This window comes from Acidisoma sp. S159, from assembly GCF_009766125.1.
In the GTDB taxonomy this organism is placed as follows: Bacteria; Pseudomonadota; Alphaproteobacteria; order Acetobacterales; family Acetobacteraceae; genus Acidisoma.
On record NZ_LMUG01000048.1, the window covers coordinates 22,629 to 46,678 of the forward strand.

Consider the following 24,050-nt stretch of genomic DNA (forward strand, 5'->3'; position numbering starts at 1 on the left):
GATGAGCGGATCGAGCCTCGCCCGCGCAGCAGTCTACTACGTCCCTGAACCAGCGGATCCGCTATGGCACGCCGGTACGACCTGGCTAGGCCGCGACCCCGAGACCGGCGCGACGCGCGACCGACCGCCCGGCTTGAAAGAAGCGGATCTCACGCGTGAGCCCGCCGCCTACGGCTTCCATGCCACGCTCAAACCGCCCTTCCGTCTCTCGTCTGTCTCAACCTGGGGCTCGCTTCAGGAAGCAGTGGCAACCCTCGCCGCCGGAATCGCGCCTTTCGCCTTGCCGGCCTTCGCGGTCGCCGACCTCGCGGGCTTCCTGGCGCTGCGCGAAACCTCACCCAGCCCAGCGCTCCAAGCCTTGGCCGATCTGAGTGTGGCGGCGCTCGATCCCTTTCGCATGCCGCCTGATGCGGCGGAACTCCAGAAGCGGCGCGGTGCAGGGCTACCGAGGGCGGAGGAGGCGATGCTCCTCCGCTGGGGTTATCCGCATGTCTTCGGCGCCTGGCGTTTCCACATGACGCTGACCCGACGCCTAGACTCGGAGGAACACGCCCGAATAGCACCTCTCGCCGAGGCCCATTTCGCCACCGCGCTGGCCCATCCGCGCCGCGTCGAAAGTCTTGCGCTTTTCACCCAGAGCGGCCCAGGCAAATCTTTCCTGCTCGTCGAACGCTTTCCACTTCTCGGCTAACCCGGTCGAGACCGATCCGGCTTAACTCGCGCGGGCCATGCCCACGAGCTTGTGCAGGTCGGCGAGGCCAACAGCGCCCGGCACGAGCTGGTCGCCGATCACGAAAGCCGGCGTGCCGCTGATGCCGAGCGTCTGGGCGAGGCTTGCATTGGCGGCAAGCTTTTCCGTCACGGCCGGACTGTTCATGTCCCGCAATAGCATCTTGGCGTTAAGCCCCAGGCGAGTCGCATCGGCGCTGATGCTGTCCTCCGTCGCCGGCGCGCTTTCGGACATCAAAGCCTCCTGCATCTTGGCATAGCCGCCCTGGCGCTGCGCCGCGAGCAAGGCCCGGGCGCCGATAACGCTCGCCGGCCCCAGGATGGGGATATCCTTGAACACCACCCGGACCTTGGGATCCTCGCGGGCGAGAGTTTCGATCAAGGGCCGCACCTGGCGGCAATAGGGGCAGCGCACATCGTAGAATTCGACAACCGCCACGTCGCCGCGCGGGTTACCGATAGTCGGATCCGACGCGTCGGCCACTAAAGCGTCGCGCTGTGCCGCGATCGCTTGGCCCTGGGCATTGGCCTGCGCTCGCTGGTCATCGGCCTGCAGCGCCGCGACCGCCTGGCGCAGGATCGAGGGATCGCGGATCATCGCCTGTCGCATGATCGACACGATCTCCGCCCGCTGGGCCGCTGAGAAGCTGTTGCCGCCGAGCGTCGGCGTGGCTGGCGCCATCATGCCGGGCGCGGTGCTCTGCTGCGCGCTTGCACGCCCAGGTGCCAGGCCAACGAGCAGCGCCACGGCGGAAAGCGCGACGAGAAGCGGCCGTAAGGTCATGAGCATTTGTCCTTCGAGCACGGCATTGGGTCGCCGAAAGGCTCCCAGGTTTTTAGGGGCCGTGGTTGCCGGGTTACCTGAAGGCGGTTATGGCAGATTCTCAAAATGCAAACCACCGATGGCGCCGGAGGACCGGCGAAGGGATGAAGATGTCACAGTCGCAGGGCCTGCCGCGGTCGCGCGCCCGCGCGGCGAGCCACCTCTTCCGCTCGACCGCCACGCTCGTCGCCCTCTCCATGACCCTGAGCGGCTGCGGCTTCTTCCACAATCGCCTCATTGGCGCCGGACCGGAGCAGCCGCCGCCGGCCTCGGCGGAAGGCGGACCGCCGGCGGTCTGGGCAGGAGCAGCCGCGGCTGATGAGCCGACGGCGGCGCTGGTCGCCCGGTCGATTCTCGCCGCCGGCGGCAATGCCGCCGATGCCGCGACCGCGCTCGCCTTCACCCTGATGGTCACCCTGCCGTCCCGCGCCTCCTTGGGCGGCGGCGGCGCCTGCCTCGCCTTCTCGCCGTCGGTGAAGCCGGGGAAGAAGGAGGGTCCGACGGCGTTCCTCTTCCTGCCGCCCGCCGCCGCCGGAGGTGGCAGCCGTCCGGCCGCCGTGCCGATGACGGCGCGCGGCCTGCTACTCATGCAGGCGGTCTATGGCCTCAAGCCGATCGACCAGCTCATTGGCCCGGCACAGCGCCTGGCCGCCCTCGGCACCCCGGTGTCCCAGGCCTTCGAGAGCGACCTTGCCGTGGTTTCGGGTCCGCTCTTCGGTGACCCGATCGCCCGCGCGGCCTTCGGTGATGCGGCGGGCGCCCCGCTCGGCGTGGGCGCGACGATGACCCAGCCTGACCTGGCCGCCACGCTCGACCAGCTCCGCCTTCGGGGCGTCACGGATCTCTACCAGGGCCGGCTCGCCGAGCGTCTCGTCGATGGCTCGTCCCAGGCGGGCGGCCCCATCAGCGCCGCCGACCTCGCCGCCGCTGTGCCGACGCAGACAATGCCGCTCGAACGTCCGCTCGGCGGCACCAAGGTCGCCTTTCTGCCGCCGCCCGCCGACGGCGGTCTCGCCGCCGAGGGCGCCTTCAACATATTGCGGGCGAATCAGAACGATCTCGGCGGCGCCCAGGCGACAGCCCTCGGCATCGCCACCGCCTGGCGTCACGGCATGAGCGCCGAAAATCCCGAGGCGCTGCTCAAGGACGCCAACTTGCCGCAGGGCAATCTGCCGCAACTCGCGGCCTCGACCAGCTTCGTGACGGCGGATCAATATGGCGGCGCCGTCGCCTGCACGCTGACGATGAACAATCTCTTTGGCACTGGCCGCATCGCTCCCGGCACCGGCATTCTTCTCGCCGCTTCCCCGGCGCATGCCCAGGTGCCGCTGCTGAGCGCTGCGCTGGTATGGAACCGCCCGCTGAACGCCTTCCGCGCCGCGGTGGCCGCTTCGGGCCAGGAGGGCGCCCCGCTCGCCGTCGCCGTCGCCACCGACAACGCGCTACGCCATGGCGGGCGAGACATCGGCCAGCCGGTGCCGGAACCTGGCCGCGCCAATGCCATCGGCTGCCCCGACTTCATCCCAGGCAGCTTCAAGACCTGCCTTTGGGTCACCGACCCCCGAGGCGCCGGCATCGCGACAGGCCGAAACTGAGTGGGAGGTGGTTTCGCCGAAGCCGATGTGTCAAGACTGCTCGGCCGCCGTGGCGTATCGATACGCCCTTAATAAGGGATAACCGCGAGACGGTGCGGCACCATCGTGAAGCTTGTTTCACAACGGTGGCCGACCCGTATCGATAAATCTCTTGGCAAGATTCTGAGCGTACCACCGGGGGAGGGAAACGTCCCTGAACCAACTTCGGTAAGGATTGAAAATGTCAGGATCAGGGGGCGTAGGCTCAGCAGGCCGCGCGGGGCAGCAGGCTCGCCATAACGAGACGCCGGTCGAGAAATTCGAGCCAAAGCGTAAGGTAGAGGGTCTGCCGGTAACGAACCGTCGCGTCGCAGTCATCAGCCCCACTGGTAAGTTCACGTCGGAACAGGCTGCAAAGATCGCGGCCGAGCTTCCTCGTGGTGCGAAGAATCCCAACGGCGACCCAAACGTCCTGAACCTCGAGTTGCCAATTGTGGTGCCAAAACGGAAGCCCCTTCAAGGGCAGGTCCAACGGGTTGCTGCCGACCGCAAAGCATAGTCGGCTGGCGGGTGCCTCCAGTTGCTGACCTAAGCAGGTGATAAACCTTGCCGCATTTCAGCGACTAGCCACCGGCGCACGTCAAATCGCATAGTCATGTGCCTGAGGCTATCTGCACGTAGAACTTGCTGGAGACTGCTGTTGTTGGTTCCCCGTCAAGCGCAGAATCGCGTCAATCGGGGAACCAGCAGCGCGCATATGTCGGACGTCCGTCTCTAGCCCTCGAATCCCGTCAACACATTCACCGCATTGATGCCGATCTCCACCACCGCATAGCCGCCCTCCATCACGAACAATGTCGGGCGTCGCAGCTTCGCGACTCGCTCGCCGATCCGGATGAAGTCATCGTGGTCGAGTTTGAAATGCGAGATCGGATCCTTCTTGTAGGTATCGACACCAAGCGACACGAGCACGACATCCGGCCCGTATTCCTCCACCCTCCGGCACCCCGTCTCCAAAGCCGCGCCCCATTCTTCCCAGCCACTTCCCCAAGGCAATGGCAGGTTAAGGTTGAAGCCTTCGCCTGCGCCGCGTCCGGGCTCGTCATCGAAGCCCAGCAGATAGGGAAATTCCTGATCCGGCGTGGCGTGGATATTCACCACCAGCACGTCGGAGCGGTCGTAGAAGATATGCTGCGTGCCATTGCCGTGATGGTAATCGACATCCAGGATAGCAACGCGTTTCGCCCCGCCATCCAACAAAGCCTGCGCCGCGATCGCGGCATTGTTGAGGAAACAATAGCCGCCATAATGGTTCGACCCCGCATGATGGCCGGGCGGCCGGCAAAGCGAGAAGATCGCCGGCGCCCCCTCCGTGATCGCCTTCGCACCCGTCAGCGCGACATCGGCCGAGCTGCGGATCGCCTGCCAGCTCGTCTTCGTGATGGGCGTCCCGGCGTCGAAGCAATACCGCGCAAGCCGGCCTTCCACATTCTTAGATAAACGGTCCGCACGCATGCCGTCAGCTGCGAAGGTGTATGGAAAAGCCCCATCCTTACGTCCCAGCGCCGCCCAATCCGCCGCCGCCGTCTCCAGCAGATCGACCATGCGCGCATCGTGAATCCGCGTGATCGCCTCACGCGGAAAGCGATCCGGCGCGCGTACCGCGCCAAGCCTGACTTCCTTGACCCGCGCCAGAATGATCTCCGCTCTCTCCGGTTTCTCGAAAGCCGGAGAGAACTCGCCCGAGATCAACTCACCCGGGCTCGCATGCAGCGCGTGGTCCGCGCTGAAGATCGTTTCCATCCCCTGTCTCCCGATTACTTGCGCAGCAGGGTCCAGATCCGATCGTAATCCTTCGTCGCCTTGGCGGGGCAGGACGGCGTGAAGCTGAGCTTCTCATCCTTCGGCGTATTGTATTCAGGCGCGTTGACGATCTCCGGCTTGACGAAAGCATTGCTGCCATCAACGCCATTCTGATAGCCAGCGAAATTGGTCTCGATGGCGGCGTTCTGCGGATCCATCAGGAAGTTGAGGAACTTTTTCGCGTTCTCGGCATCGGGCGCGCCGACCGGCACAGCGAGATTATCCATCCAGCCGACAATGCCTTCTTTCGGATAAACGTAACGCACTGTCGGCTTCGCGGCACGGATGCGGGCGGCGCCGCCTGACCACTCCATGCTCATCGTTGTCTCGCCGGATGTCATGCGGTCGAGAATTCCATCCGAATTATAGACCTTCACAAACGGCTTCTGCGCCTCCAGCATCGCCATCACCGCCTTCAAGGTCGTGGGATCCTCATTGCAGGGCGGCTTGCCGAGATAAACCAGCGCCATGCCGATCACCTCGCTCGGCGAGCCGAACATGCCGATCTGGCCCTTGAACACGGCAGGCGGGGTAAACAGCGTCGCCATGCTGTCAACCGGGTCGGGATAGCCCTTGGTGTCATACACGAACGAGGTCGTGCCCCACTGCCACGGCACCGTGTATTCCGCCTTCGGATCCCAGGTCCGTGCCTTCCACTGCGGCGCCAGATGGCTGAAATTGCTCATGCTCGCGGCATCGACAGGCTGGATGAGCTTCTGGTCGATCAGAATGGGCACGAAATCGCTCGATGCGATCACCACGTCATAGCCCGTTGCCCCCGCCTTCAGCTTGGCAAGCAGCGTCTCGTTCGAATCATAGGTATCGAGCGAGACCTTGATTCCGGTTTCCTTGGTGAATTTCGTGAGGAGATCGGGCGCCGTATAATCGGTCCAGTTGTAGATATGCAGCACCCCGGCATCCGCCGCCCGCGCGGCCTGAAACGCCGGCACGGCGAAGGCTGCTGCGGCGATTGTCAGACCTAGCCAGGATTTCCAACTGGTCATGGCGGGGCACCTCATCTCTTAAAAATTCCTGAACCATGCTATCTGCGCCGCGCCAGGTTTCAAAGGGGATGGCGGTGAGCGATACGGCGGACATCATCATCCAGGGCGGTCAAATACTGACGATGGACCCCCAACGCCCCACGGCCCAAGCGATCGCCATCATCGCCAACCGCATCGCCGCCGTTGGCACCGCGGAGGAGATCGGCGCCCTGCGCGGCCCGCGAACCCGCGTGATCGAGGCGGGGGGCGGCACCGTGCTCCCCGGCTTCAACGAAGGCCATATGCACCTCTTCCTCGGCGCGGCAGCGCTGTCCCATCTCCAGCTTCGCGGCGTCCAAGGCTTCGGCGACCTACAACGCGCGATCCAGGATTTCGACCGCGCCAATCCCGGGGACGGCCTCATCATCGGCCAATCCGCCGACTACACCATCCTGTCAGCGACCGAGCCACTCAGCCGCCATCACCTCGACCGCATCCTGCCCAACCGCCCGCTGATGCTTCTGGCACCCGACTCTCACACCGCCTGGGCCAATACGATCGCGCTCGACCAGGCCGGCATCCTGCACGACCGCAAGCTCGGTCCGGGCAATGAAATCGTGATGGAAGCGGGCGGTCTCGCCCAGGGCGAGCTGCGGGAGCGCGAAGCCTTCGATCCGGTCTATGGGCTCGACCGCGCCGGCGCACGCGCCAGGCTCGGTATCGCCGGCCTTGAACCCGATGCGAGCCTGACCGAGGCCGAACGCGCTGCTGACCGCGCGACGTTAAAGCGCGGCCTCGATTACTGCGCGCAACATGGCATCACCTCGATCCAAAACATGGACGGCAATCGCTACACCCTCGACCTGCTGCGCGAGATCGACGCCACTGGCGACCTCACCGCCCGGGTGCGCGTGCCTTTCCACATGAAGGAGTTCATGCCGCTCGACGCATTGGCCCGAGCCTCCCGGATGAACGAGGACTACCGCGATGACCGGCTGCAATCCGGCTTCGTGAAGGTCTTCGTCGATGGGGTTCTCGACTCATGGACCGCCGTGATGCTGAACGATTACGCCGACCGCCCCGGCTGGCGCGGCGAGCCCCTGTTCACCGCCGAACACTTCCGGGATGTCGCGATCGAGGCCGATCGTCGCGGATTGCAGATCGCTGTCCATGCGATCGGCGATGGCGCCGTCCGCATCGTGCTCGACGGCTACGCGGCGGCGCGCGAGGCGAATGGCGCGCGAGACAGCCGCCACCGCATCGAGCATATCGAAGTGGTGAGCCCGGACGACGTGCCGCGCTTCGCCGCCCTCGGAGTTGTTGCCTCGATGCAGCCGCCGCATCCGCCCGGCTCGGCCGGTCTGCCGCTCCAGCCCACGATCTCCCGCATCGGGGAGGCGAAGTGGCCCTACGCCTACGCCTGGAAGACGCTGCGCGACGCCGGCGCCAAGCTGGTCTTCGCGACCGACTGGCCGGTTTCCCCGCTCGACCCGCTCGCCTCGATCGGCGACGCCCTGACACGCAAGCCGTGGCGCGCGGACCTGCCCGACCACCGCCCAAGCCTGGATCAGGCACTCGCCGCTTATACGCGAGACAGCGCATGGGTGGAGTTCATGGAGGACCGCAAGGGCCAGCTCACGCCAGGCTATCTCGCGGATATCGTGATCCTGTCAGGCGACATCGTGAAGACGGCGCCCGAGGCGGTGAGAGAGTTGCGTCCTGTGATGACGATATGCGATGGGGTTGTGGCTTACCGGACGGGCGCGTGATGATCTATTCTCGAACCGTAATTCAAGATCCGTCATGGCACGCGAAGGCGTGCCATCCACGTCCTTCCTTGGCGCCGTAAGCAAGACCTGGATGCTCTGCCTTCGCCGAGCATGACGGAATGGTGTGAGAACGGTTCGAACAATAGATGTCCTGCAGCCTGCCCGCCTCACACATGAGGCGGGCAGGCCTGAACCACCTACTTCCGCAGCAGCGTCCAGATCCGGTCGTAATCCTTCGTCGCGGCCGGCGGGCAGCCCGGCGCGAAGGTGATCTTATAATCGGCGGGCGGATTGAACTCCGGGGCCGAGGCAAGCTGCGGCTTGAGGAACTTGTTCGAACCAACCACAGCATTCTGGTATCCCGCGAAATCGCTCTCAAGCGCCGCGTTTTCCGGGTCCATCATGAAGTTCATGAACTTCTTCGCGTTCTCGACATCCGGCGCGCCGACCGGAATCGCGAGGTTGTCCATCCAGCCGATGCCGCCTTCCTTGGCATAGACATACTTCAGCGTCGGCCGCTGCACGCGCGCACGCTCGCCATCGCCGGACCAAACCTCATGCATCGTGGTCTCGCCCGATGCCATACGATCCTCGATGCCGTCCGAGTTATAAACCTTCACGAAAGGCTTCTGCGCCTCCAGCAGCGCATTCACTTCCTTCAGGTCGGGCGGGTTCGAGTTGCAGACCGGCTTGCCGAGATAGATCAGCGCGAGGTTGATGACCTCGCTCGGAGAGCCGAACATGCCGACCTGACCTTTGAACACCGCCGGCGGCTTGAACAGCGTCTCGAGGCTATCGACCGGCCCCGGATAGACCTTGGTGTCATAGATGAAGGACGTCGTGCCCCATTGCCATGGCACGGTGTATTCGGCCTGCGGATCCCACGCGCGGGTCTTCCAGCGCTCTTCCAAATTCTTGAAGTTCGCCATACTGGCGACATCGGCGTTCTGCAGCAGCCCCTGGCTCACGAAGATCTTCACGAAGTCGCTGCTGGGCACCACGATATCGTAGCCCGTCGTGCCGGCCTTGAGCTTGGCGAGCAAAGTCTCGTTCGAATCATAGGTATCGAGCGTGACCTTGATGCCCGTCTCCTTGGTGAACTTCTTCAGCATGTCCGGAGACGTGTAGTCGGTCCAGTTGAAGATATGCAGCACGCCGGGATCGGCGGCCTGGGCGGGCCGTGCGGCGGGCAGCGCCGCCAAAGCGGTGGCGCTCAGACAGAGCGCGAGGAGCGAACGGAACGGCGTCATGGAAGTCTCCGGTTGGTGAGTGTTCTAGAGCGTGGCGGCCGTCTGCGGTGTTCCCGCAGCGGCGGCCGTCGCGGCCTCGCTTGGGCGGCTGATGATGAACGCGACCAAGGCAAGCGCCGCCGAGATCACGAGCAGGACAGCCGAGATCGCATTGACCTCGGGCGTCACGCCCAGTCGCATCATGCCGTAGACATAGACGGGCAGGGTGGTGGAGCCCGCGCTGCTGACCATGAAGCTGATCAGGAAGTCGTCGAGCGACGTGACGAAGGCAAGGATCGCCCCCGCCATGATGCCCGGCGACATCAGTGGCAGCGTGATGCGCAGAAAGATGCGCCATTCGCTGCCGTAGAGATCACGCGCGGCTTCCTCATATCCAGCGCCCAAGGTGTTGAGACGCGCCTGGATCGGCAGCATCGCGAAGGGAATGCAGAACACCGTATGCGCGATGACCAGGTTCAGCACGCCGCTGTGAAAGCCGATCGCGGAAAAGAAAATCAGCGTGGTGATGGCGGTGACGATCTCGGGCACCACCAGCGGCATGGTGACCAGGCCGATGGCGCTGCCGCGTCCGCGAAACCAGCCGCCGCGCTCGAAACCCAAGGCGGCGGCGATGGCGATCGCGGTTGAGCAGATCGTCGCGAGAACACCGACTAGCACGCTGATATAGGCGGCGTGCCGGATATCTCCGTTATTGGCTACGGAGACGAACCATTTGAAGCTGAAGCCGCTCCAGATCGTCACCAGCCGGTTGGCATTGAAGGCAAAGATCACCAGCACAACCAGCGGCGTGTAGAGGAACAGCATCACCAGCAGCGTGAAGGGACCGAACCCCGGATTATGCCGCCAGTCGAAAGGCCGCCGCCGGCGCCGCTTCGCTTCGGCGGACTTCGCATGGATCGCGTGGCTGGCATTGGTGGCGGCGCTCATGCTTGCGCCTCCACGGATTTGCCGCGTCGGTTCTGCCACACCAGTGCCGCGACCACGGCCAGCGTCACCAGTGTCGCCAGTGCCGCGCCGAAGGGCCAGTTGCGGGAGGAGGTGAATTGCATCTCGATGAGGCTGCCGATGAGCAATTGCTTGCCGCCGCCAAGCAGATCGGGCTGCAGGAAGGCGCCGAGCGCGGGCGCGAAGACCAGCACGGTTCCGGCTGCCACACCGGGCTTAGTCAGCGGCCAAACGACACGGCGGAACAACTGCACCCGGTTCGCGTAAAGGTCGTAGGCGGCTTCGATGAGCCGAGGATCCAGCCGCTCTAGCGTCGCGTAGATCGGCAGCACCATGAACGGCAGGAAGGTGTAGACCAGCCCGAGCAGGATCGCGCCCTGATTGTACAGCAAGGGTAGCGGGTGCGTGATCAGCCCGGTCCATTTTAGGAAATTGTTGATCAGGCCTTCGTCGCGCAGGATCAGGATCCAGCAATAGGTGCGGATCAGCGTATTGATCCAGAACGGCAGGGTCACCAGCGTCAACAGGACTTTTCGCCGGTTCGCCGACTGGCAGACGATATACCAGGCGACAGGAAAACCCACGGCCAGGCTCAATATCGTCGTGAAGACCGCGAGATAGACCGATCGCAGGATGATCCAGATGTAATCCGGCATAAACACCAGGCTGCCGTCGAAATCCTGGTCATACAGCAATTGAATATAGGCGCCGACGCTGAGCGGTCCGGTGACGCCCCCATAGGTATTGGCGGTCAGGAATGAATAGGTCAGCGAGATCAGCATCGGGATCGCCATGAAGATAAAGATCACGGCGACCGCCGGCAAAAGCAGGAAACCAGTGGTGCGGAAGCGCATGCCCAGTCTCCCGCTCAATCCGCCAACAGGCGCTCGGCATCGTCGGGCCAGCTCAGCCCGACATTGGTTCCCGGTTCCAGCCTCACCGCGCCGCGGATCCGGGCGCGCAGCCGATCCTCCCCGGCGCGAATCTCGAGCAACGTGTCGGAGCCAAGAAAGGTCGCGGCTTCCACCACACCCCGGATACGTGGCTGAAAACCAGGCATCGTGAGTTCGATCCGCTCCGGCCGCACCGCCACCATCACATCCGCATTGCGGCCGAGGGTCGCGCCGTGGATGAGATTGGCCTCGCCGATGAAATCTGCCACGAAACGATTGCGCGGCTGATCGTAAACCTCTTCCGGTGTGCCGACCTGCTGCACCCGGCCGGTATTCATCACCGCCAGCCGATCCGACATCGCCAGCGCTTCCTCCTGGTCATGCGTCACCAGCACGAAGGTAATGCCGGTCTCGCGCTGCAGGCGTTTGAGTTCGAACTGCATTTCCTTGCGCAGCTTCAGATCCAGGGCCGAAAGCGGCTCGTCCAGCAGCAGCACCTGGGGGCGAGGAGCGAGGGCACGGGCCAAAGCCACGCGCTGTTGCTGTCCGCCGGAAAGCTGCGTCGGCTTGCGGCCGCGAAACTGCGAAAGTTTCACCAGCGAAAGCATCTCGTCAACCCGGGCCGTGATATCGGCCTTCTTCCAGTTCAGCATCTCAAGTCCGAAAGCGACGTTCTGATAAACCGTCAGATGCGGAAACAATGCGTAGTTCTGGAACACCATATTCACCGGCCGCTCGCGCGGCGGCAGTGCTGCGACATCCTTTCCGTGCAGCCGGATTTCGCCGGTCGTCGGATTCTCGAAGCCCGCGATCATGCGCAGCAGCGTCGTTTTGCCGCAGCCCGAGGGGCCGAGCAGCGTGAAGAATTCCTTCTCCATGATGGAAATATTGATCGCTTCGAGCGCGCGGTGGCCGGTGTTGGGATCACCGAAGACCTTTTCGACTCCAGCGATCTCAATCAGCCGGTCGCCCTGGGTGCCGGGCGCCGTTACCGGAAATGCGCTCGGCATGACGATCGCGGCGGTGGGGGCCGTGGCGCCGGACGGCGAGGAAACCATACTGGCCATTCTCCGAGGGTCTGGAATGCGGTGGACGCTTACCGAGCTACACTAGCCTCTCGGTCGTTTCTGTCCATGCACGGCGCGTGCCATCTCTCGGCGCATTGGGCATACCGCTCTCGCTACTTAGATGGACCCCAAATGCGCCCTCGGGTGAATAAACGAGCCGCCGCGGCTGTCGTCGCTGGTGGCAAAGGCGGGATTTGGGGTAGATGACAGCTTGCCGGATGACGCTGGCTGACCTCAGTCAAACCCGCAGGGCCAACGCATCCCCAATGTCGCGCCGGCAAAAACCGCCCGGCCAATGCACCGCATCGACCGCCGCATAGGCCCGAGCCCGCGCGGCAGCGAGGCTCGGCGCGGTCGCCGTCACCACCAGCACCCGCCCCCCGTCGGAAACCACACCGCCCGCCTCGGCCCGCGTTCCGGCCTGGCAGACGGTGACATCGGACAGCGCCGCCAGCCCATCCAGCCCGCCGATCGCCTCGCCGCGCGCATAGGCGCCCGGATAACCCCGCGCCGCCATGACGACCGAGACCGAAGCCTCAGGCCGCCAGCGCAGCTCGATCTCCGCCACCCGGCCATCGCAGGCGGCCAGCAGCGCTTCCAGCAAATCGCTTTCCAGCAGCGGCAGCAGCGTCTCGCATTCCGGATCGCCGAAACGGACATTGAACTCGATGAGCTTGGGACCCGCTGCGGTCAGCATGATGCCGGCAAACAGGATGCCCCGAAACGGCGCTCCCCGCGCCGTCATCTCCTCCAGCGTCGGGCGGATGATGCTCTCCATCACCTGAAGCTGGGTCGCATGGGTGAAGCTCGGCGGCGGCGCGATGGCGCCCATGCCGCCCGTATTTGGCCCCGTATCCCCGTCGCCCACCCTCTTATGATCCCGCGCCGCGCCCAGGAAGATGGCATCGGTGCCGTCGCACAGGGCGAAGACCGAAACCTCCGGGCCCTCCAGCAACTCCTCGATCACCACCGTCGCCCCCGCAGCGCCGAAGCTGCCCTCGCGGATGCAGGCGATCACCGCGGCCTCGGCCTCCTCGACGGTCTGCGCCACCACGACACCCTTGCCGGCCGCCAGACCATCAGCCTTCACCACCAGCGGCGCGCCACGCCGCCGCACGAATTCGAGCGCGTGATGGGTATCGGTGAAAGCCTCCCACCGCGCCGTCGGGATGCCCGCCGCGTCGGCGACCTCCTTGGCGAATTGCTTGCTGCCCTCCAGCCGCGCCGCCTCGGCGGTCGGCCCGCAGCAGCGTATGCCCTGCTCCTGCAAGGCATCGGCGAGACCGAACACCAGCGGCGCCTCCGGTCCCGGCACGACCAGATCGATGGCATTCGTGGCGGCGAAAGCGGTCAGCGCCTCCACGTCATCGGCGGGGATGGGCACCAGCGTCGCAAGCTCCGCGATTCCGGCATTGCCCGGGGCGCACCAGAGGCCCGTCACCAGGGGGCTGCGCGCAATCGCCCGCACCAGCGCGTGTTCCCGGCCGCCGGAGCCTACCACCAGAACGCGCATCCGCCCCTCCTGCCCATCGGGCAATCTTCATGTCGGGGCGCCTCTAGCATATCCTGCCGCCATGCCCGAAACCGACGACTCCGCCACGCTCCTCACCGGCAATATCCCCGAATATTCGGTCGGCGAGATTTCCGCCGCCGTGAAACGCACGCTGGAGGGCGCCTTCGGCCGTGTCCGCGTGCGCGGCGAGATCACCGAATTCAAGCGCTACGCTTCCGGCCACATGTATTTCTCGCTCAAGGACGAGAACGGCAAGCTCGCCGGCATCGTCTGGAAAGGCTCCGTCTCCCGTCTCGGGCTGGTGCCGGAAAACGGTGTCGAGGTGATCGCCACCGGCCGCATCACCGCCTATGGCGAGCGTTCGAGCTACCAGCTCATCGTCGAGCGGATGGACTATGCCGGTGCCGGCGCGCTGCTCGCCCGGATCGAGCTTTTGCGCCAGCGCCTCACCGCCGAGGGTCTGTTCGACATCGCCGGCAAGCGGCCTTTGCCCATGTTGCCAACGGTAATCGGCGTCGTGACTTCGGAGCAGGGCGCGGTGCTGCAGGACATCCGCACCACCATCGCGCGCCGCTTCCCCCGCCCGATCCTGCTCTGGCCGGTGGCGGTGCAGGGCGAGGGCGCCGCCGCGCGCATCGCCGCCGCCATCGCCGGTTTCTCCGCTTTGCCGTATGGCGGCCCGATTCCCCGACCCGACGTGCTGATCGTCGCGCGCGGTGGTGGCAGTCTGGAAGACCTCATGGCCTTCAACGACGAGGCAGTGGTCCGCGCCGCGGCGGCCTGCACCATTCCGCTGATCTCCGCCGTGGGCCATGAGACGGACACCACGCTCATCGATTTTGCCTCTGACCGCCGGGCGCCCACGCCCACGGCGGCGGCCGAGATGGCAATACCCGCGCGGATGGAGCTAATCGCCGATGTCGCCCAGCGTGGCGGACGCATCTCGGCCGCCCTCGCGCGCTTCATGAGCGAGAACCGTCTGCACCTGGCGGCGGGGGCGCGCGGCTTGCCGGATATGGCGACCGCGCTCGGCCATGCGCGCCAGCGGCTGGACGACCGGGCCGAGCGTCAGCGCCTCGCCTTGCCGAACTTGCTGGAACGCCGGCGGTCCGAACTGCGTCAGGTGGTCGGGCGTCTGCCCGATTCGGGCCATTGGCTCGACGGCCTCGCACGGCATCTGCGCGAGGAGGAGACACGGCTGCGCATCGGTCTGCCGCAGCTTCTGGGGCTGCGTCAGCATGGGCTCGGCCTCGCGGCGCAAGGCTTGATCGCCTGCGGGCGCCATCGCATCGGCGAGGCCCGGCAGTTGGAGGGCCGCATCAGCGCGCGGCTGCATCCGGGACCTGTTCTCGCGCAAAGGCGAGAGGCTTCGGCACAGCTTGCCGGTCTCGCGGCTCGCCTCGATTCGGTCTCCTACATGGCGGTGCTCGCGCGCGGCTTCGCGCTGGTGACGGACGAGGGCGGCCACGCGGTGACGGCGGCGGCCGGCATATCCCCCGGCGCCCGCCTCAACCTGCGCTTCGAGGATGGCGCGGTGGCCGCAACGGCCGGAGGCGCGCCGACCCGGCGCGGGGCTGGGCGCGGCGTTCCGGCACAGGAGTCTCTGCTCTGATATTGGAGCGCTGAGAGTGCGTTAAGGAATTCTCTGCTTTGATGGGCTGATTGGCGGAGGGCTGTTATGACCGTGAACCTACCTGTTCGACAGCTTTCCGCCTACTGGAAGCCCGATGAATTTGGCTTGTATCTGACTGCCGCTAGCAGCCACTCCTCTGGCGGATCCGGCGCGGAGTTTTCTCTTCTTTCACCGGCACAACGCGCTGCTGAAACGCGGAAACCGCAAAAGCCGAGGCTGCCATGGGCAGGTAGAAACTCGTTTGCAAATCTTGATGATGCGAAGCTTCGTTTTTTCGACCTATCGTCGGAGGCGTGGCAGAAATTGGTCGAGTCAGTTCCCAAGGAGCTACGCGAAAAGGAGCTGACAAACGGCAAAAGCTCTGTCGGCAACAAATACTACAGAATCAATTTATTATTTTCGAACAAAGTTACTGTGTCCAAGCTGGGCATCGAACACATCATTGCGGCACGCAAGGCGCGCGGCGAAGAGCCTATGCTGGTGGGCGACGATGCCGATGTGGTCTGGCGTCATAGTCAAGCTGCGAAGAAGGAAAATGAGAAACTCTATGCTACCTTCCGACGGATCGTTTCTCCGCCCTATCCGCTAAAGTAAATGCCGACAGCGGCGGCACCCGCCGGAGCCACTCCGACCGGCCCATCGCGTGGCGCCTAGGCACACGAGTCACTCCTCTAACGACCGCGATGCTTAAGAGATGTTAACGATTGTGCGGATAATGCGCTGATCGAAGGAGCGCAGTCATGTCCCTGAGTGTTAATGGTCCAAGTCGTCTCGAAGTCCAGGCGCAGCAGGACGTTCCCGTGTTTCGCCCGCCCGCTGGAGCTCGCCTGCCCGCCCGATACACAGGCGTTCCACTGGCGTCCCCGCACGGCGGCCGGCCACCGCGGTCACCTTTCAAGCAATACAATTTCACCATTCGTGAGGCATTGGACGAATGGCCGTCGTTGACGCCATTGCAGCCGAGAGCGACGTATTACTCCGTTCCGGAAGAGCTGCGAAACGAACAGCTAAACTGTTGGGTAAAGAGCTCCGCTCCAGGCAAATACTACAGCCTCTCCCATTTGGGAGTAAACAAGCTCATAAATTACACCGACTTCGACGGTGTCACCCGGGTCGTCGAAATCCCCATGATCACCATCAACGAGGCAGGTCTGAAGCGGATCATGGAGATTCGCAACCGAAACGGCGAATCTCTCATTCGGCCGGGCGACGAGGGAGATTATGTCTGGTGCCATTTTCGAGATCTAGAGGAGAAGCGCCAAGCTGCATTGGCGCGACGGCAAGCTCCACCGGCACCACCAAGAGTGAGCGCATCTTACGACAAATAGGCAATAGGCTGAGGCGCTGAATGGCCGAGCGCGGAACTCGGCCAAACGCTCGTACCGCCCAACCCTCAAGGAATCTTCGTACTCGCGATCTGCTCCCTGCTCCGCAAATTGTTCAGCCGAGACGCCTTCTCGGCCACGCCGCTGATACCTTCGCGGCGCATCAGCTCCGCCCAAACCTCCTCCGGCGCCACTTCCGCATCCACCCACAGCACAAGCAGATGGTAGAGCACGTCAGCACTTTCTCCGACGAGTGCCGAGCGGCTGGCGCCCGACACCGCCTCGATCACACATTCCACCGCCTCCTCGCCGAATTTCTGCGCGATCTTCGCGGTCCCGCGCGATAGCAGGCGCGCGGAATGGCTGATCGCCGGATCGACCTCGCGGCGGCTGACAATCGTCTCCCAGAGCCGGTCGAGCACCGTCGCGTCCGCCGATGCCAAGGAAGAAACCGCCGGCGTCTTCGGCATGGCTTTCTTGGCAGTAACGCGCGACGCCTTGGCCTTTGCAGCAACGCGTTTCGATGTCGTTGCCTTCTTCGTCGTCTTGAGCTTGGGCTTGGTCTTGGTCGCTTTGGCCATAAGGTCCCGGTATCCTCGATCTACTGAGCCAGGCGCACGGCCAAGCCTGCTTCATTCAATGCCATCTTAACCGCCGAAATCGTAAATTGTCCGAAATGGAAAACACTTGCGGCCAAAAGGCCGGTAGCGCCGGCGCGCGCGCCTTCCACGAAATGCCGCAGCTCACCCACACCGCCGGACGCTACCACCGGAACCGTTACGGTGCCGCAAACTTGAGCTAACAAATCGAGGTCGAACCCGCGGCCCGTGCCATCCCGGTCCATGCTCGTGAGCAGGATCTCGCCCGCACCCGTCGCCGCCATCCGCTGGCACCACTGCACGGCATCGAGCCCTGTCGCGACCCTGCCGCCGTGGCTGAAAACCTCCCAGCCGCCGCCTGGCACGGCCCGCGCATCGACAGCCACGGTCACGCATTGGCTGCCGAACTTCTCGGCCGCCTCGGCGACAAGCTCCGGCCGGGCGATGGCGGCCGAGTTGATGCTGCATTTGTCAGCCCCGGCCAGCAGCAGGCGGCGCATGTCGGCGGTCGAGCGGATGCCGCCCCCCACCGTCAGCGGCAGGAAGATGCGTGCGGATGTCTTGGCAACGACATCGAGGATCGTGTCGCGATTCTCGTGACTTGCGGTAATGTCGAGGAAAGTTAGCTCGTCGGCGCCGGCCGCGTCATACAGCGCGGCCTGCTCGACCGGATCGCCGGCATCGCGGAGAGAGACGAAATTGACGCCCTTCACCACCCGGCCGTCCTTGACGTCCAGACAGGGAATTACGCGAAGCTTTAGCATGGGCGAGGGGCTTTCATTACGGCGCCCTTGTGGCCACGGATTACTGCCGCCGCAAGAGGAAGGACCGGGCGCCGCCCCGGGAGGTCTCGGCCGATGAACTCACATGGGCACGGATCAGGCGAAGACCACGATCACGAAGACCATGAGCACGAAGACCATGAGCACGAAGACCATGAGCACGAAGGCCACGCCCACGACGAGCATTCGCATGAGGGCCATTCCCATGCGGGGCATTCCCATGCGGGGCACGTCCACGCGCCGGCGAGTTTCGGGCGGGCTTTCCTCATCGGCATCCTGCTCAACATCGGCTTCGTGGTGCTGGAGGTCGTCTATGGCTTCCTGGGTGGCTCGGTCGCGTTGGTGGCGGACGGTGCCCATAACCTGACCGATGTCCTCGGCCTCGCCGCCGCCTGGCTGGCGACGGTGCTGGGGCGGCGGCGGCCCACCGCGCGCTTCACCTATGGCATGGGCCGCAGCACCATCCTGGCGGCACTCTTCAACGCTGGCCTGTTGCTCCTCGCCACGGGGGCGATCCTGCTGGAGGCGATCCGGCGGCTGGTCACGCCGGAAGCGGTGGCGCCACGCGTCGTCATCATCGTCGCCGCCGTCGGCATCGCGATCAACGCCATCAGCGCGTGGCTCTTCGCCTCCGGGAGCAAGAATGACATCAACCTGCGCGGCGCCTTTCTGCACATGGCCTACGACGCCCTTGTCTCGGCCGGGGTCGTGGTAGCGGCGATCGTCATCGCCTTCACCGGCTGGAACCGGCTTGACCCGGCGATCAGCATCGTGATTGCCGTCGTCATCGTCTGGGGCACCTGGGGTCTGCTGCGGCAATCGCTCGGCATGTCGCTCGATGCGGTTCCCGAGGCGATCGAGCCGGCCGCCGTGCGCCGCTACCTCGAAAGCCTCCCAGGGGTCGAGCGCATCCACGACCTGCATATCTGGGCCATGAGCACGACCGAAACCGCGCTGACGAGCCATCTCGTCATTCCCGGCCCGCATCCCGGCGACGTGTTCCTGCAACGCACCTGCCAGGAACTTCGCCAACGCTTCCGCATCGGCCACGCCACGCTGCAGATCGAGATCGACGACGCGGTCTGCCGCCTGACCCCCGACAACGTGGTCTGACCGCGATGACAGACCGCTCCAAACCGTCATTTGACGAGCGAATCTACTGTAGATATCTTAATTTCAGAATTTACTGAAAGTTCTGGCCGTGGAGCTGTCTCCGCTCTCCGAGGCTTTCGTCCTGCATTTTGGCGAGATGGGCAGCCGCTGGGGCATCAACCGCACGGTCGGCCAGATCTGCGCCTTGCTCTACGTCTCGCCCCGTCCGCTACCCGCCGATGAGATCGCCGAGGTGCTGCGCTTCTCCCGCTCGAACGTTTCAATGGGTTTAAAGGAGCTGCAATCGTGGCGCCTCGTCCGCCTGCAGCATCTGCCCGGCGACCGGCGCGAGCATTTCTCCACGCCGGACGACGTGTGGCAGATCGTCCGGACCTTGGCGGAGGAGCGGCGGCGGCGGGAAATCGATCCCACCCTTTCCGTGCTGCGCGATCTCCTTATGGAGAAGGCGGCGACCGCCAGTGATCGCCATGCCCAATCCCGTATGCGGGAGATGCACGACCTGATCGAATTGATAACGAGGTGGTCCGAGGATGTGCAAAAGCTCGAAACCGATCAGCTTACCCAGCTTCTCCAACTCGGGGGCAAGGTCGTGCGGCTGCTTGAACTGAAGAACCGGCTTCCGCTGCTCGGTTCCGAACAGCGGCGTCGGCGTGCTGGCGCGGGGGGTACCTTGGCCACCAGCGAAAATCAGGAACAGGACGAGGATCAGGAGATGCTGCCATGATCGCCCATGCGCCCGCCCTAGCGGTGGTGCTGGCTCGGGGCCAATTCGGCTTCACCATCGCCTTTCACATCCTGTTCCCCGCCTTCTCGATCGGCCTCGCCAGCTACCTCGCGGTGCTGGAAATCCTGTGGTCGATCACCGGGCGGGAAGCCTATATGGCGGCCTACCGCTACTGGCTGAAGATCTTCTCGGTGGGCTTCGCCATGGGCGTCGTCTCCGGCCTCGTCATGGCCTACGAGATCGGCACGAACTGGAGCGGCTATTCCCTGAAAGTCGGCCCCATCCTGGGCCCGCTGCTCGCCTGGGAAACGCTCACCGCGTTCTTCCTGGAGGCCGGCTTCCTCGGCATCATGATCTTCGGGCTGAAGCGGGTGGGACCCAAGCTGCATCTGCTCGCGACCTGCATGGTGGCGATCGGCACGCTGATCTCGGCCACCTGGATCCTGATGGCCAATTCCTGGATGCAGACGCCGGTCGGCTACGCGATCGGTCAGCATGGCGAGTTTGTGCCCAAGGATTGGCTGGCGATTTGCTTCAATCCGAGCTTCCCCTTCCGCTGGGTCCACATGGTCATCGCGGCCTATATGTCGGTCGCCTTCGTGGTCGGCGGGGTCGGCGCATTCCACCTGCTGCGCGATCGCCGCAACGAGGTGGCGCGGCTGATGTTCTCCATGGCGATGTGGATGGCCGCCCTCGGCATGCCGGTCCAGCTATTCGCCGGAGACGCGCAGGGCCGGAACACCCTGCAATATCAGCCGGCTAAAATCGCGGCGATGGAGGGTGACTTCACCACGCTGGCCGGCCAGCCTTTGGTGCTCTTCGGCCTGCCCAACGTGGACACCGCCCGCAACGACTACGCGATTTCGCTGCCCCACCTCGGCTCCCTCATCCTGACCCATACCTGGGACGGCACCGTCAAAGGGCTAGACGCCTTCCCCAAGAATGACTGGCCGGTCGTCTTCGTGACCTTCTGGGCTTTCCGCGTGATGGTCGGTCTCGGCGTGCTGATGATGCTGGCTGGCTTCCTCAGCCTATGGCTCCGCTTCCGAGGAAGACTTTACGATACGCCGCTATTCCACCGCTTGATCACGGCCATGGGTCCGGCCGGCTTCATCTGCATCCTAGCAGGCTGGACGGTGACAGAGACCGGGCGGCAGCCCTGGACGGTCTATGGCCTGCTGCGAACCGTGGACAGCGCGTCGCCCGTCACGCTCCCGATGGTGATCTTCTCCTGCACCCTCATCCTGATCATCTACTTCGTCGTCTTCGGTGTCGGCATCCGTTACTTGCTGGCGATGATGGCCAATCCGCCGAGTCTCGACGAAGCGCCGCCGTCGAATGATCCGCCGCAGCGCACCCAGGGCATCACCCCCGGTCCGGCAGGCGGCACGGGAAAGCGAACCGAACCCCACCCCGGAGCGGGTGACCGCTCACAAGGAGTGCCCGCGGAATGATCGCCGATCTGGCTGGGCATCCCATTCTGCCCGTCATCTGGGCCTGCATCCTGGCCTTCGTCATCCTCGCCTATGTCACGCTCGACGGCTTCGACCTCGGCGTCGGCATGCTCTTCGCGGTCGAGCCCGAGCCGCATGACCGCGACGTGATGGTCAATACCATCGCGCCGGTATGGGACGGCAACGAGACGTGGTTGGTGCTGGGCGGCAGCGGCCTCTACGGCGCCTTCCCGGCGGCCTATAGCGTGATCCTGCCATCGGTCTATCCGCTGGTGATCCTCATGCTGCTGGGGCTCATCTTTCGCGGTGTCGCCTTCGAGTTCCGCTTTCGGGCGATCGAGAGCCAGCGCCGCCGCTGGGACTGGAGCTTCTTCGGCGGTTCCGTGCTCGCCGCGTTTTGCCAGGGCGCCATTCTGGGCGCGCTGATCCAGGGCACGAAGTCGTCGGCCGACCTTCAGTTCTCCGGCGGTCCCTTCGATTGGCTGACCGGCTTCACGGTGTTCTGCGGCATCGCGGTAGTTTTCGGCTACGCGCTGTTGGGGTCGAGCTGGTTGCTGTGGCGCACCTCGGGCAAGCTGCATACCAATATGCGGCGGCACACGCAGGTGCTGGGCATCGTCATGCTTGCGATGCTGCTCGTCGTCAGCCTGTGGACACCCACCCTCAACCCCAGCTTCTCCCATCGCTGGTTTGCCTGGCCGGGCATCCTCGCGACCGCCGTCGCCCCGATTCTCTCCGTTGTCCTGGCTTTCGTCTTCTTCGCCAGTTTGAAGAAAGAGGAGGGACAGCACGACCGCAGGCCGTTCTTCTGCGCGCTCGGCTGGTTTGTTTTGGGCTTCCTCGGCCTCGGCTACTCGATCTTCCCCATGATCGTGCCGCCGTCGCTCGATATCTGGCAGGCGGCCTCCGTGCCTTCCAGCCAGATCTTCCTGCTGGTCGGGGCGGCGGTGATGATCCCGCTCATCCTCGGCTACAACGCGCTCTCGTATTATATTTTCCGTGGCAAGGTGGAACCCGGTGCGCATTACCACTGACAGGCGTGATGCCTTCGACCGTCTAGCCGCCGCCACCTCGCGGCTACCGGGGGCGCGTGCGCGCACCGAGTGGTTCGTGGCGCGGCCTCGTCTGCGGCGTTGGGCGTGGTTCGTGGCGATCTACGGGGTGAGCGTCGTGGTCTTCGCCGCGGTGGCGTTCTTCCTCAACGCCATTGTGCCGAAATAACCCAGGATGGGACGCCCAGCTTAGGGCGCCCCATTGGTTCAGGCGGTCGCGGCTTTCTTCTGGGCTTCGGCGGCGGAGACGTTCAGCGTCACCTTGTCGCCGACGGAGGCGATCAGGCTGAGATCGATATAGTGATGCTCGCCATGCGCGGCCGGGTCCTTCTTGGTCAACTTGAGGCGGCTGCCGTCCAGATGGTCGACGGTTCCGACATGTTGGCCGTCGGACCCGACGACCTCCGAATGTTCTATGATCTTCGATGTATCGACCATTGCCGTTCCTCCAAAATGAGTCGCCTGAAGCCAGGCGGCTGAAGCCGATGTGCGGTTGCGAGCGTCCGGATCAACCCTGCCTTACGCGCCCGTGCCATTCCCCGCTGCCGACAGCTTGGTGCATCGCGATTTTGTGACCAATTGGCGTGCGAAGCCGAAACCATCGGAAATTCTCTTGCAGATTCAGCGTCAAGGCACCTAGGGTGCCTCCGGCCTCGGCGCCGAGTCTTGCTGCGTTTGGCATTTCATCCCTGTGATTTCGCGCGTTTCGGCGCGGGAAGGCTTCGTTTGGCCATTTTCCTCCGCGTTTCGCCCGCCCATCACATCTCCGCCAGTCCGAGCACAGTGTGTCGCGGCGTATTCCTGGCGCTGGCCTTTGCCGGGCTGCTGGCGGGATGCAAAAAGTCCAACGAATACGTGGCGCCGCCGCCGCCGCAGGTCAGTGTGGCCGTGCCGCTGAAGCAGGAAGTCACGCGCTACCTGGAAACCACCGGCAACATTGCCGCGATCAACACGGTGCCGCTCGTCGCCCGCGTCAACGGCTTCCTCTACAGCCAGAATTACGTCGATGGCACCGAGATGAAGAAGGGCGACACGCTCTTCACCATCGAGCCGCCGCCCTATTATGCCCAGTTGCAGCAGGCCCAGGCGCAGCAGGCCGCGCAGCAGGCGGCGCTTATCCAGGCGCAGCAGCAATATGCCCGCCAATCGACCTTGCGGAACCAGGGCGTCAACTCGGTCGCCGATCTCGACACAGCCCAGGCCAAGATGGACGGCGCCCAAGCCGATCTCGATCAGGCGAAATCCAGCGTCCAGCTCGCCGCAATCAACTACTCCTATACCCAGGTGAAGGCGCCGTTCGACGGCCTGGTTTCAGCGCACCTTGTCTCTGTCGGTGACATGGTGACCTCCTCGCCCACCACGACCTTATCGACCATCGTGCAACTCAGCCCGATCTACGTGAACTTCTCGGTCAGCGAGACGGACGTGCAGCGGATCCGGGCCAATCTGCGCGCCCGCGGCATCTCGCTCGCTGAGATCAAGAACGTGCCGGTCGATGTCGGGCTGCAAACCGAAACCGGCTTCCCGCATGCCGGCCTCCTCGACTACACCGCGCCGACAGTGGACCCGACCGCGGGCACCCTTTCCGCACGCGGCCAATTGTCCAATACAGACCACGTTCTGCTGCCCGGCATGTTCGTCCGGGTGCGCGTGCCGCTCGGCAAACAACCTAACGCCATGCTGGTGCCCGACACGGCGCTCGGCTCCGATCAGGCGGGCTCCTATCTCATGGTCGTCGATGGCACCAATACGGTGCAGCAGCGCACTGTCACCACAGGGCCGCTGGTCGGCACCTTGCGGGTGATCGATAACGGCCTCGCGCCAGACGACCATGTCGTCGTGGATGGTTTGCAGCGCGCGATACCTGGCGAGAAGGTGACGCCGACGCTGACCACGCTTGCGGCGCCACCTGATACCCCTGCGCCGGCCGCCGCACCCGCCAAGCCCGCGGCCCAGTAG

Annotated in this window: 24 protein-coding genes; 12 read left to right on the top strand and 12 right to left on the bottom strand. The window is 64.4% G+C overall.

All coding sequences use genetic code 11. The features are described from left to right. Position 1 precedes the first annotated feature (1 nt). Positions 2 to 691, top strand: a complete 690-nt coding sequence (locus tag GSQ92_RS15170; protein ID WP_158802744.1) for a DUF1045 domain-containing protein — start codon at positions 2 to 4, stop codon at positions 689 to 691. Between the two features lie 21 nt (positions 692 to 712). Here GSQ92_RS15170 and GSQ92_RS15175 read toward each other — a convergent pair whose 3' ends face one another. Further along, positions 713 to 1,513 (bottom strand): DsbA family protein, encoded by an 801-nt coding sequence (locus tag GSQ92_RS15175; RefSeq protein ID WP_158802743.1) that lies wholly within the window; start codon positions 1,511 to 1,513, stop codon positions 713 to 715. 143 nt (positions 1,514 to 1,656) lie between these two features. Between GSQ92_RS15175 and GSQ92_RS15180 the strand changes: the two genes are divergently transcribed. After that, positions 1,657 to 3,147: a gamma-glutamyltransferase gene (locus GSQ92_RS15180; RefSeq protein WP_254066626.1), complete on the top strand. Its 1,491-nt coding sequence runs from the start codon at positions 1,657 to 1,659 to the stop codon at positions 3,145 to 3,147. 244 nt (positions 3,148 to 3,391) lie between these two features. Here GSQ92_RS15180 and GSQ92_RS15185 read toward each other — a convergent pair whose 3' ends face one another. The 3 genes from GSQ92_RS15185 to GSQ92_RS15195 all read right to left on the bottom strand — a co-directional run bounded on the left by GSQ92_RS15185 (position 3,392) and on the right by GSQ92_RS15195 (position 5,993). Beyond that, positions 3,392 to 3,646: a hypothetical protein gene (locus tag GSQ92_RS15185; RefSeq protein WP_158802742.1), complete on the bottom strand. Its 255-nt coding sequence runs from the start codon at positions 3,644 to 3,646 to the stop codon at positions 3,392 to 3,394. 254 nt (positions 3,647 to 3,900) lie between these two features. After that, positions 3,901 to 4,929, bottom strand: a complete 1,029-nt coding sequence (locus tag GSQ92_RS15190; protein WP_158802740.1) for a histone deacetylase family protein — start codon at positions 4,927 to 4,929, stop codon at positions 3,901 to 3,903. A 14-nt stretch (positions 4,930 to 4,943) separates the two neighbouring features. Further along, positions 4,944 to 5,993, bottom strand: coding sequence for an extracellular solute-binding protein (locus GSQ92_RS15195; protein WP_159013656.1), 1,050 nt, complete (start codon positions 5,991 to 5,993; stop codon positions 4,944 to 4,946). A 74-nt stretch (positions 5,994 to 6,067) separates the two neighbouring features. Between GSQ92_RS15195 and GSQ92_RS15200 the strand changes: the two genes are divergently transcribed. Next, positions 6,068 to 7,741, top strand: a complete 1,674-nt coding sequence (locus tag GSQ92_RS15200) for an amidohydrolase (protein WP_216856828.1) — start codon at positions 6,068 to 6,070, stop codon at positions 7,739 to 7,741. A gap of 197 nt (positions 7,742 to 7,938) precedes the next feature. Here the strand turns inward: GSQ92_RS15200 and GSQ92_RS15205 are convergent, their stop codons facing one another. From GSQ92_RS15205 to purD, 5 genes are all read right to left on the bottom strand, one after another. Then, positions 7,939 to 8,991 carry an extracellular solute-binding protein gene (locus tag GSQ92_RS15205; protein WP_159013658.1) on the bottom strand — a complete coding sequence of 351 codons (1,053 nt, stop codon included), beginning with the start codon at positions 8,989 to 8,991 and terminating at the stop codon, positions 7,939 to 7,941. A 24-nt stretch (positions 8,992 to 9,015) separates the two neighbouring features. Then, on the bottom strand, positions 9,016 to 9,918 hold the full coding sequence (locus tag GSQ92_RS15210) for an ABC transporter permease (RefSeq protein ID WP_158802734.1): 903 nt from the start codon (positions 9,916 to 9,918) through the stop codon (positions 9,016 to 9,018). After that, positions 9,915 to 10,790 carry an ABC transporter permease gene (locus tag GSQ92_RS15215; RefSeq protein ID WP_158802732.1) on the bottom strand — a complete coding sequence of 292 codons (876 nt, stop codon included), beginning with the start codon at positions 10,788 to 10,790 and terminating at the stop codon, positions 9,915 to 9,917. The genes GSQ92_RS15210 and GSQ92_RS15215 overlap by 4 nt, the downstream gene beginning before the upstream one ends. Positions 10,791 to 10,804: 14 nt before the next feature. After that, positions 10,805 to 11,887 carry an ABC transporter ATP-binding protein gene (locus tag GSQ92_RS15220; RefSeq protein WP_254065596.1) on the bottom strand — a complete coding sequence of 361 codons (1,083 nt, stop codon included), beginning with the start codon at positions 11,885 to 11,887 and terminating at the stop codon, positions 10,805 to 10,807. Between the two features lie 247 nt (positions 11,888 to 12,134). Beyond that, the gene (gene purD, locus GSQ92_RS15225) at positions 12,135 to 13,409 is read right to left on the bottom strand and encodes a phosphoribosylamine--glycine ligase (RefSeq protein ID WP_158802731.1); all 1,275 of its coding nucleotides are present in this window, start codon (positions 13,407 to 13,409) and stop codon (positions 12,135 to 12,137) included. Between the two features lie 61 nt (positions 13,410 to 13,470). Here purD and xseA point away from each other — a divergent pair, with 61 nt between their 5' ends. From xseA to GSQ92_RS15240, 3 genes are all read left to right on the top strand, one after another. Next, on the top strand, positions 13,471 to 15,021 hold the full coding sequence (gene xseA, locus GSQ92_RS15230; RefSeq protein WP_158802730.1) for an exodeoxyribonuclease VII large subunit: 1,551 nt from the start codon (positions 13,471 to 13,473) through the stop codon (positions 15,019 to 15,021). A 66-nt stretch (positions 15,022 to 15,087) separates the two neighbouring features. Beyond that, a complete protein-coding gene (locus GSQ92_RS15235) occupies positions 15,088 to 15,636 on the top strand; it encodes a hypothetical protein (RefSeq protein WP_158802729.1) in 549 nt (182 codons plus the stop codon). A gap of 146 nt (positions 15,637 to 15,782) precedes the next feature. Continuing rightward, entirely contained in the window at positions 15,783 to 16,370 is a 588-nt protein-coding gene (locus tag GSQ92_RS15240; RefSeq protein WP_158802727.1) for a hypothetical protein, read from the top strand. A gap of 65 nt (positions 16,371 to 16,435) precedes the next feature. Here GSQ92_RS15240 and GSQ92_RS15245 read toward each other — a convergent pair whose 3' ends face one another. After that, entirely contained in the window at positions 16,436 to 16,948 is a 513-nt protein-coding gene (locus GSQ92_RS15245) for a phosphoribosyl-ATP diphosphatase (RefSeq protein WP_158802726.1), read from the bottom strand. A gap of 20 nt (positions 16,949 to 16,968) precedes the next feature. Then, positions 16,969 to 17,730 (bottom strand): imidazole glycerol phosphate synthase subunit HisF, encoded by a 762-nt coding sequence (hisF, locus tag GSQ92_RS15250; protein WP_158802725.1) that lies wholly within the window; start codon positions 17,728 to 17,730, stop codon positions 16,969 to 16,971. Between the two features lie 93 nt (positions 17,731 to 17,823). On the opposite strand from hisF, the gene GSQ92_RS15255 reads away from it, so the two are divergent. The 5 genes from GSQ92_RS15255 to GSQ92_RS15275 all read left to right on the top strand — a co-directional run bounded on the left by GSQ92_RS15255 (position 17,824) and on the right by GSQ92_RS15275 (position 22,260). Next, positions 17,824 to 18,861 (top strand): cation diffusion facilitator family transporter, encoded by a 1,038-nt coding sequence (locus GSQ92_RS15255; RefSeq protein WP_158802723.1) that lies wholly within the window; start codon positions 17,824 to 17,826, stop codon positions 18,859 to 18,861. An 88-nt stretch (positions 18,862 to 18,949) separates the two neighbouring features. Further along, positions 18,950 to 19,585: a GbsR/MarR family transcriptional regulator gene (locus tag GSQ92_RS15260; RefSeq protein WP_158802722.1), complete on the top strand. Its 636-nt coding sequence runs from the start codon at positions 18,950 to 18,952 to the stop codon at positions 19,583 to 19,585. After that, positions 19,582 to 21,039, top strand: a complete 1,458-nt coding sequence (locus GSQ92_RS15265; RefSeq protein WP_158802720.1) for a cytochrome ubiquinol oxidase subunit I — start codon at positions 19,582 to 19,584, stop codon at positions 21,037 to 21,039. The genes GSQ92_RS15260 and GSQ92_RS15265 overlap by 4 nt, the downstream gene beginning before the upstream one ends. Then, on the top strand, positions 21,036 to 22,073 hold the full coding sequence (gene cydB, locus GSQ92_RS15270; protein WP_158802719.1) for a cytochrome d ubiquinol oxidase subunit II: 1,038 nt from the start codon (positions 21,036 to 21,038) through the stop codon (positions 22,071 to 22,073). Before GSQ92_RS15265 ends, cydB begins: the two co-directional genes overlap by 4 nt. Beyond that, complete coding sequence (locus GSQ92_RS15275) at positions 22,057 to 22,260, top strand: hypothetical protein (protein ID WP_158802718.1); 204 nt, start codon at positions 22,057 to 22,059, stop codon at positions 22,258 to 22,260. The genes cydB and GSQ92_RS15275 overlap by 17 nt, the downstream gene beginning before the upstream one ends. Positions 22,261 to 22,298: 38 nt before the next feature. On the opposite strand, the gene GSQ92_RS15280 is transcribed toward GSQ92_RS15275, so the two are convergent. Further along, entirely contained in the window at positions 22,299 to 22,529 is a 231-nt protein-coding gene (locus GSQ92_RS15280) for a DUF2171 domain-containing protein (RefSeq protein WP_158802717.1), read from the bottom strand. Between the two features lie 288 nt (positions 22,530 to 22,817). Here GSQ92_RS15280 and GSQ92_RS15285 point away from each other — a divergent pair, with 288 nt between their 5' ends. Next, positions 22,818 to 24,050: an efflux RND transporter periplasmic adaptor subunit gene (locus GSQ92_RS15285; protein ID WP_254065595.1), complete on the top strand. Its 1,233-nt coding sequence runs from the start codon at positions 22,818 to 22,820 to the stop codon at positions 24,048 to 24,050.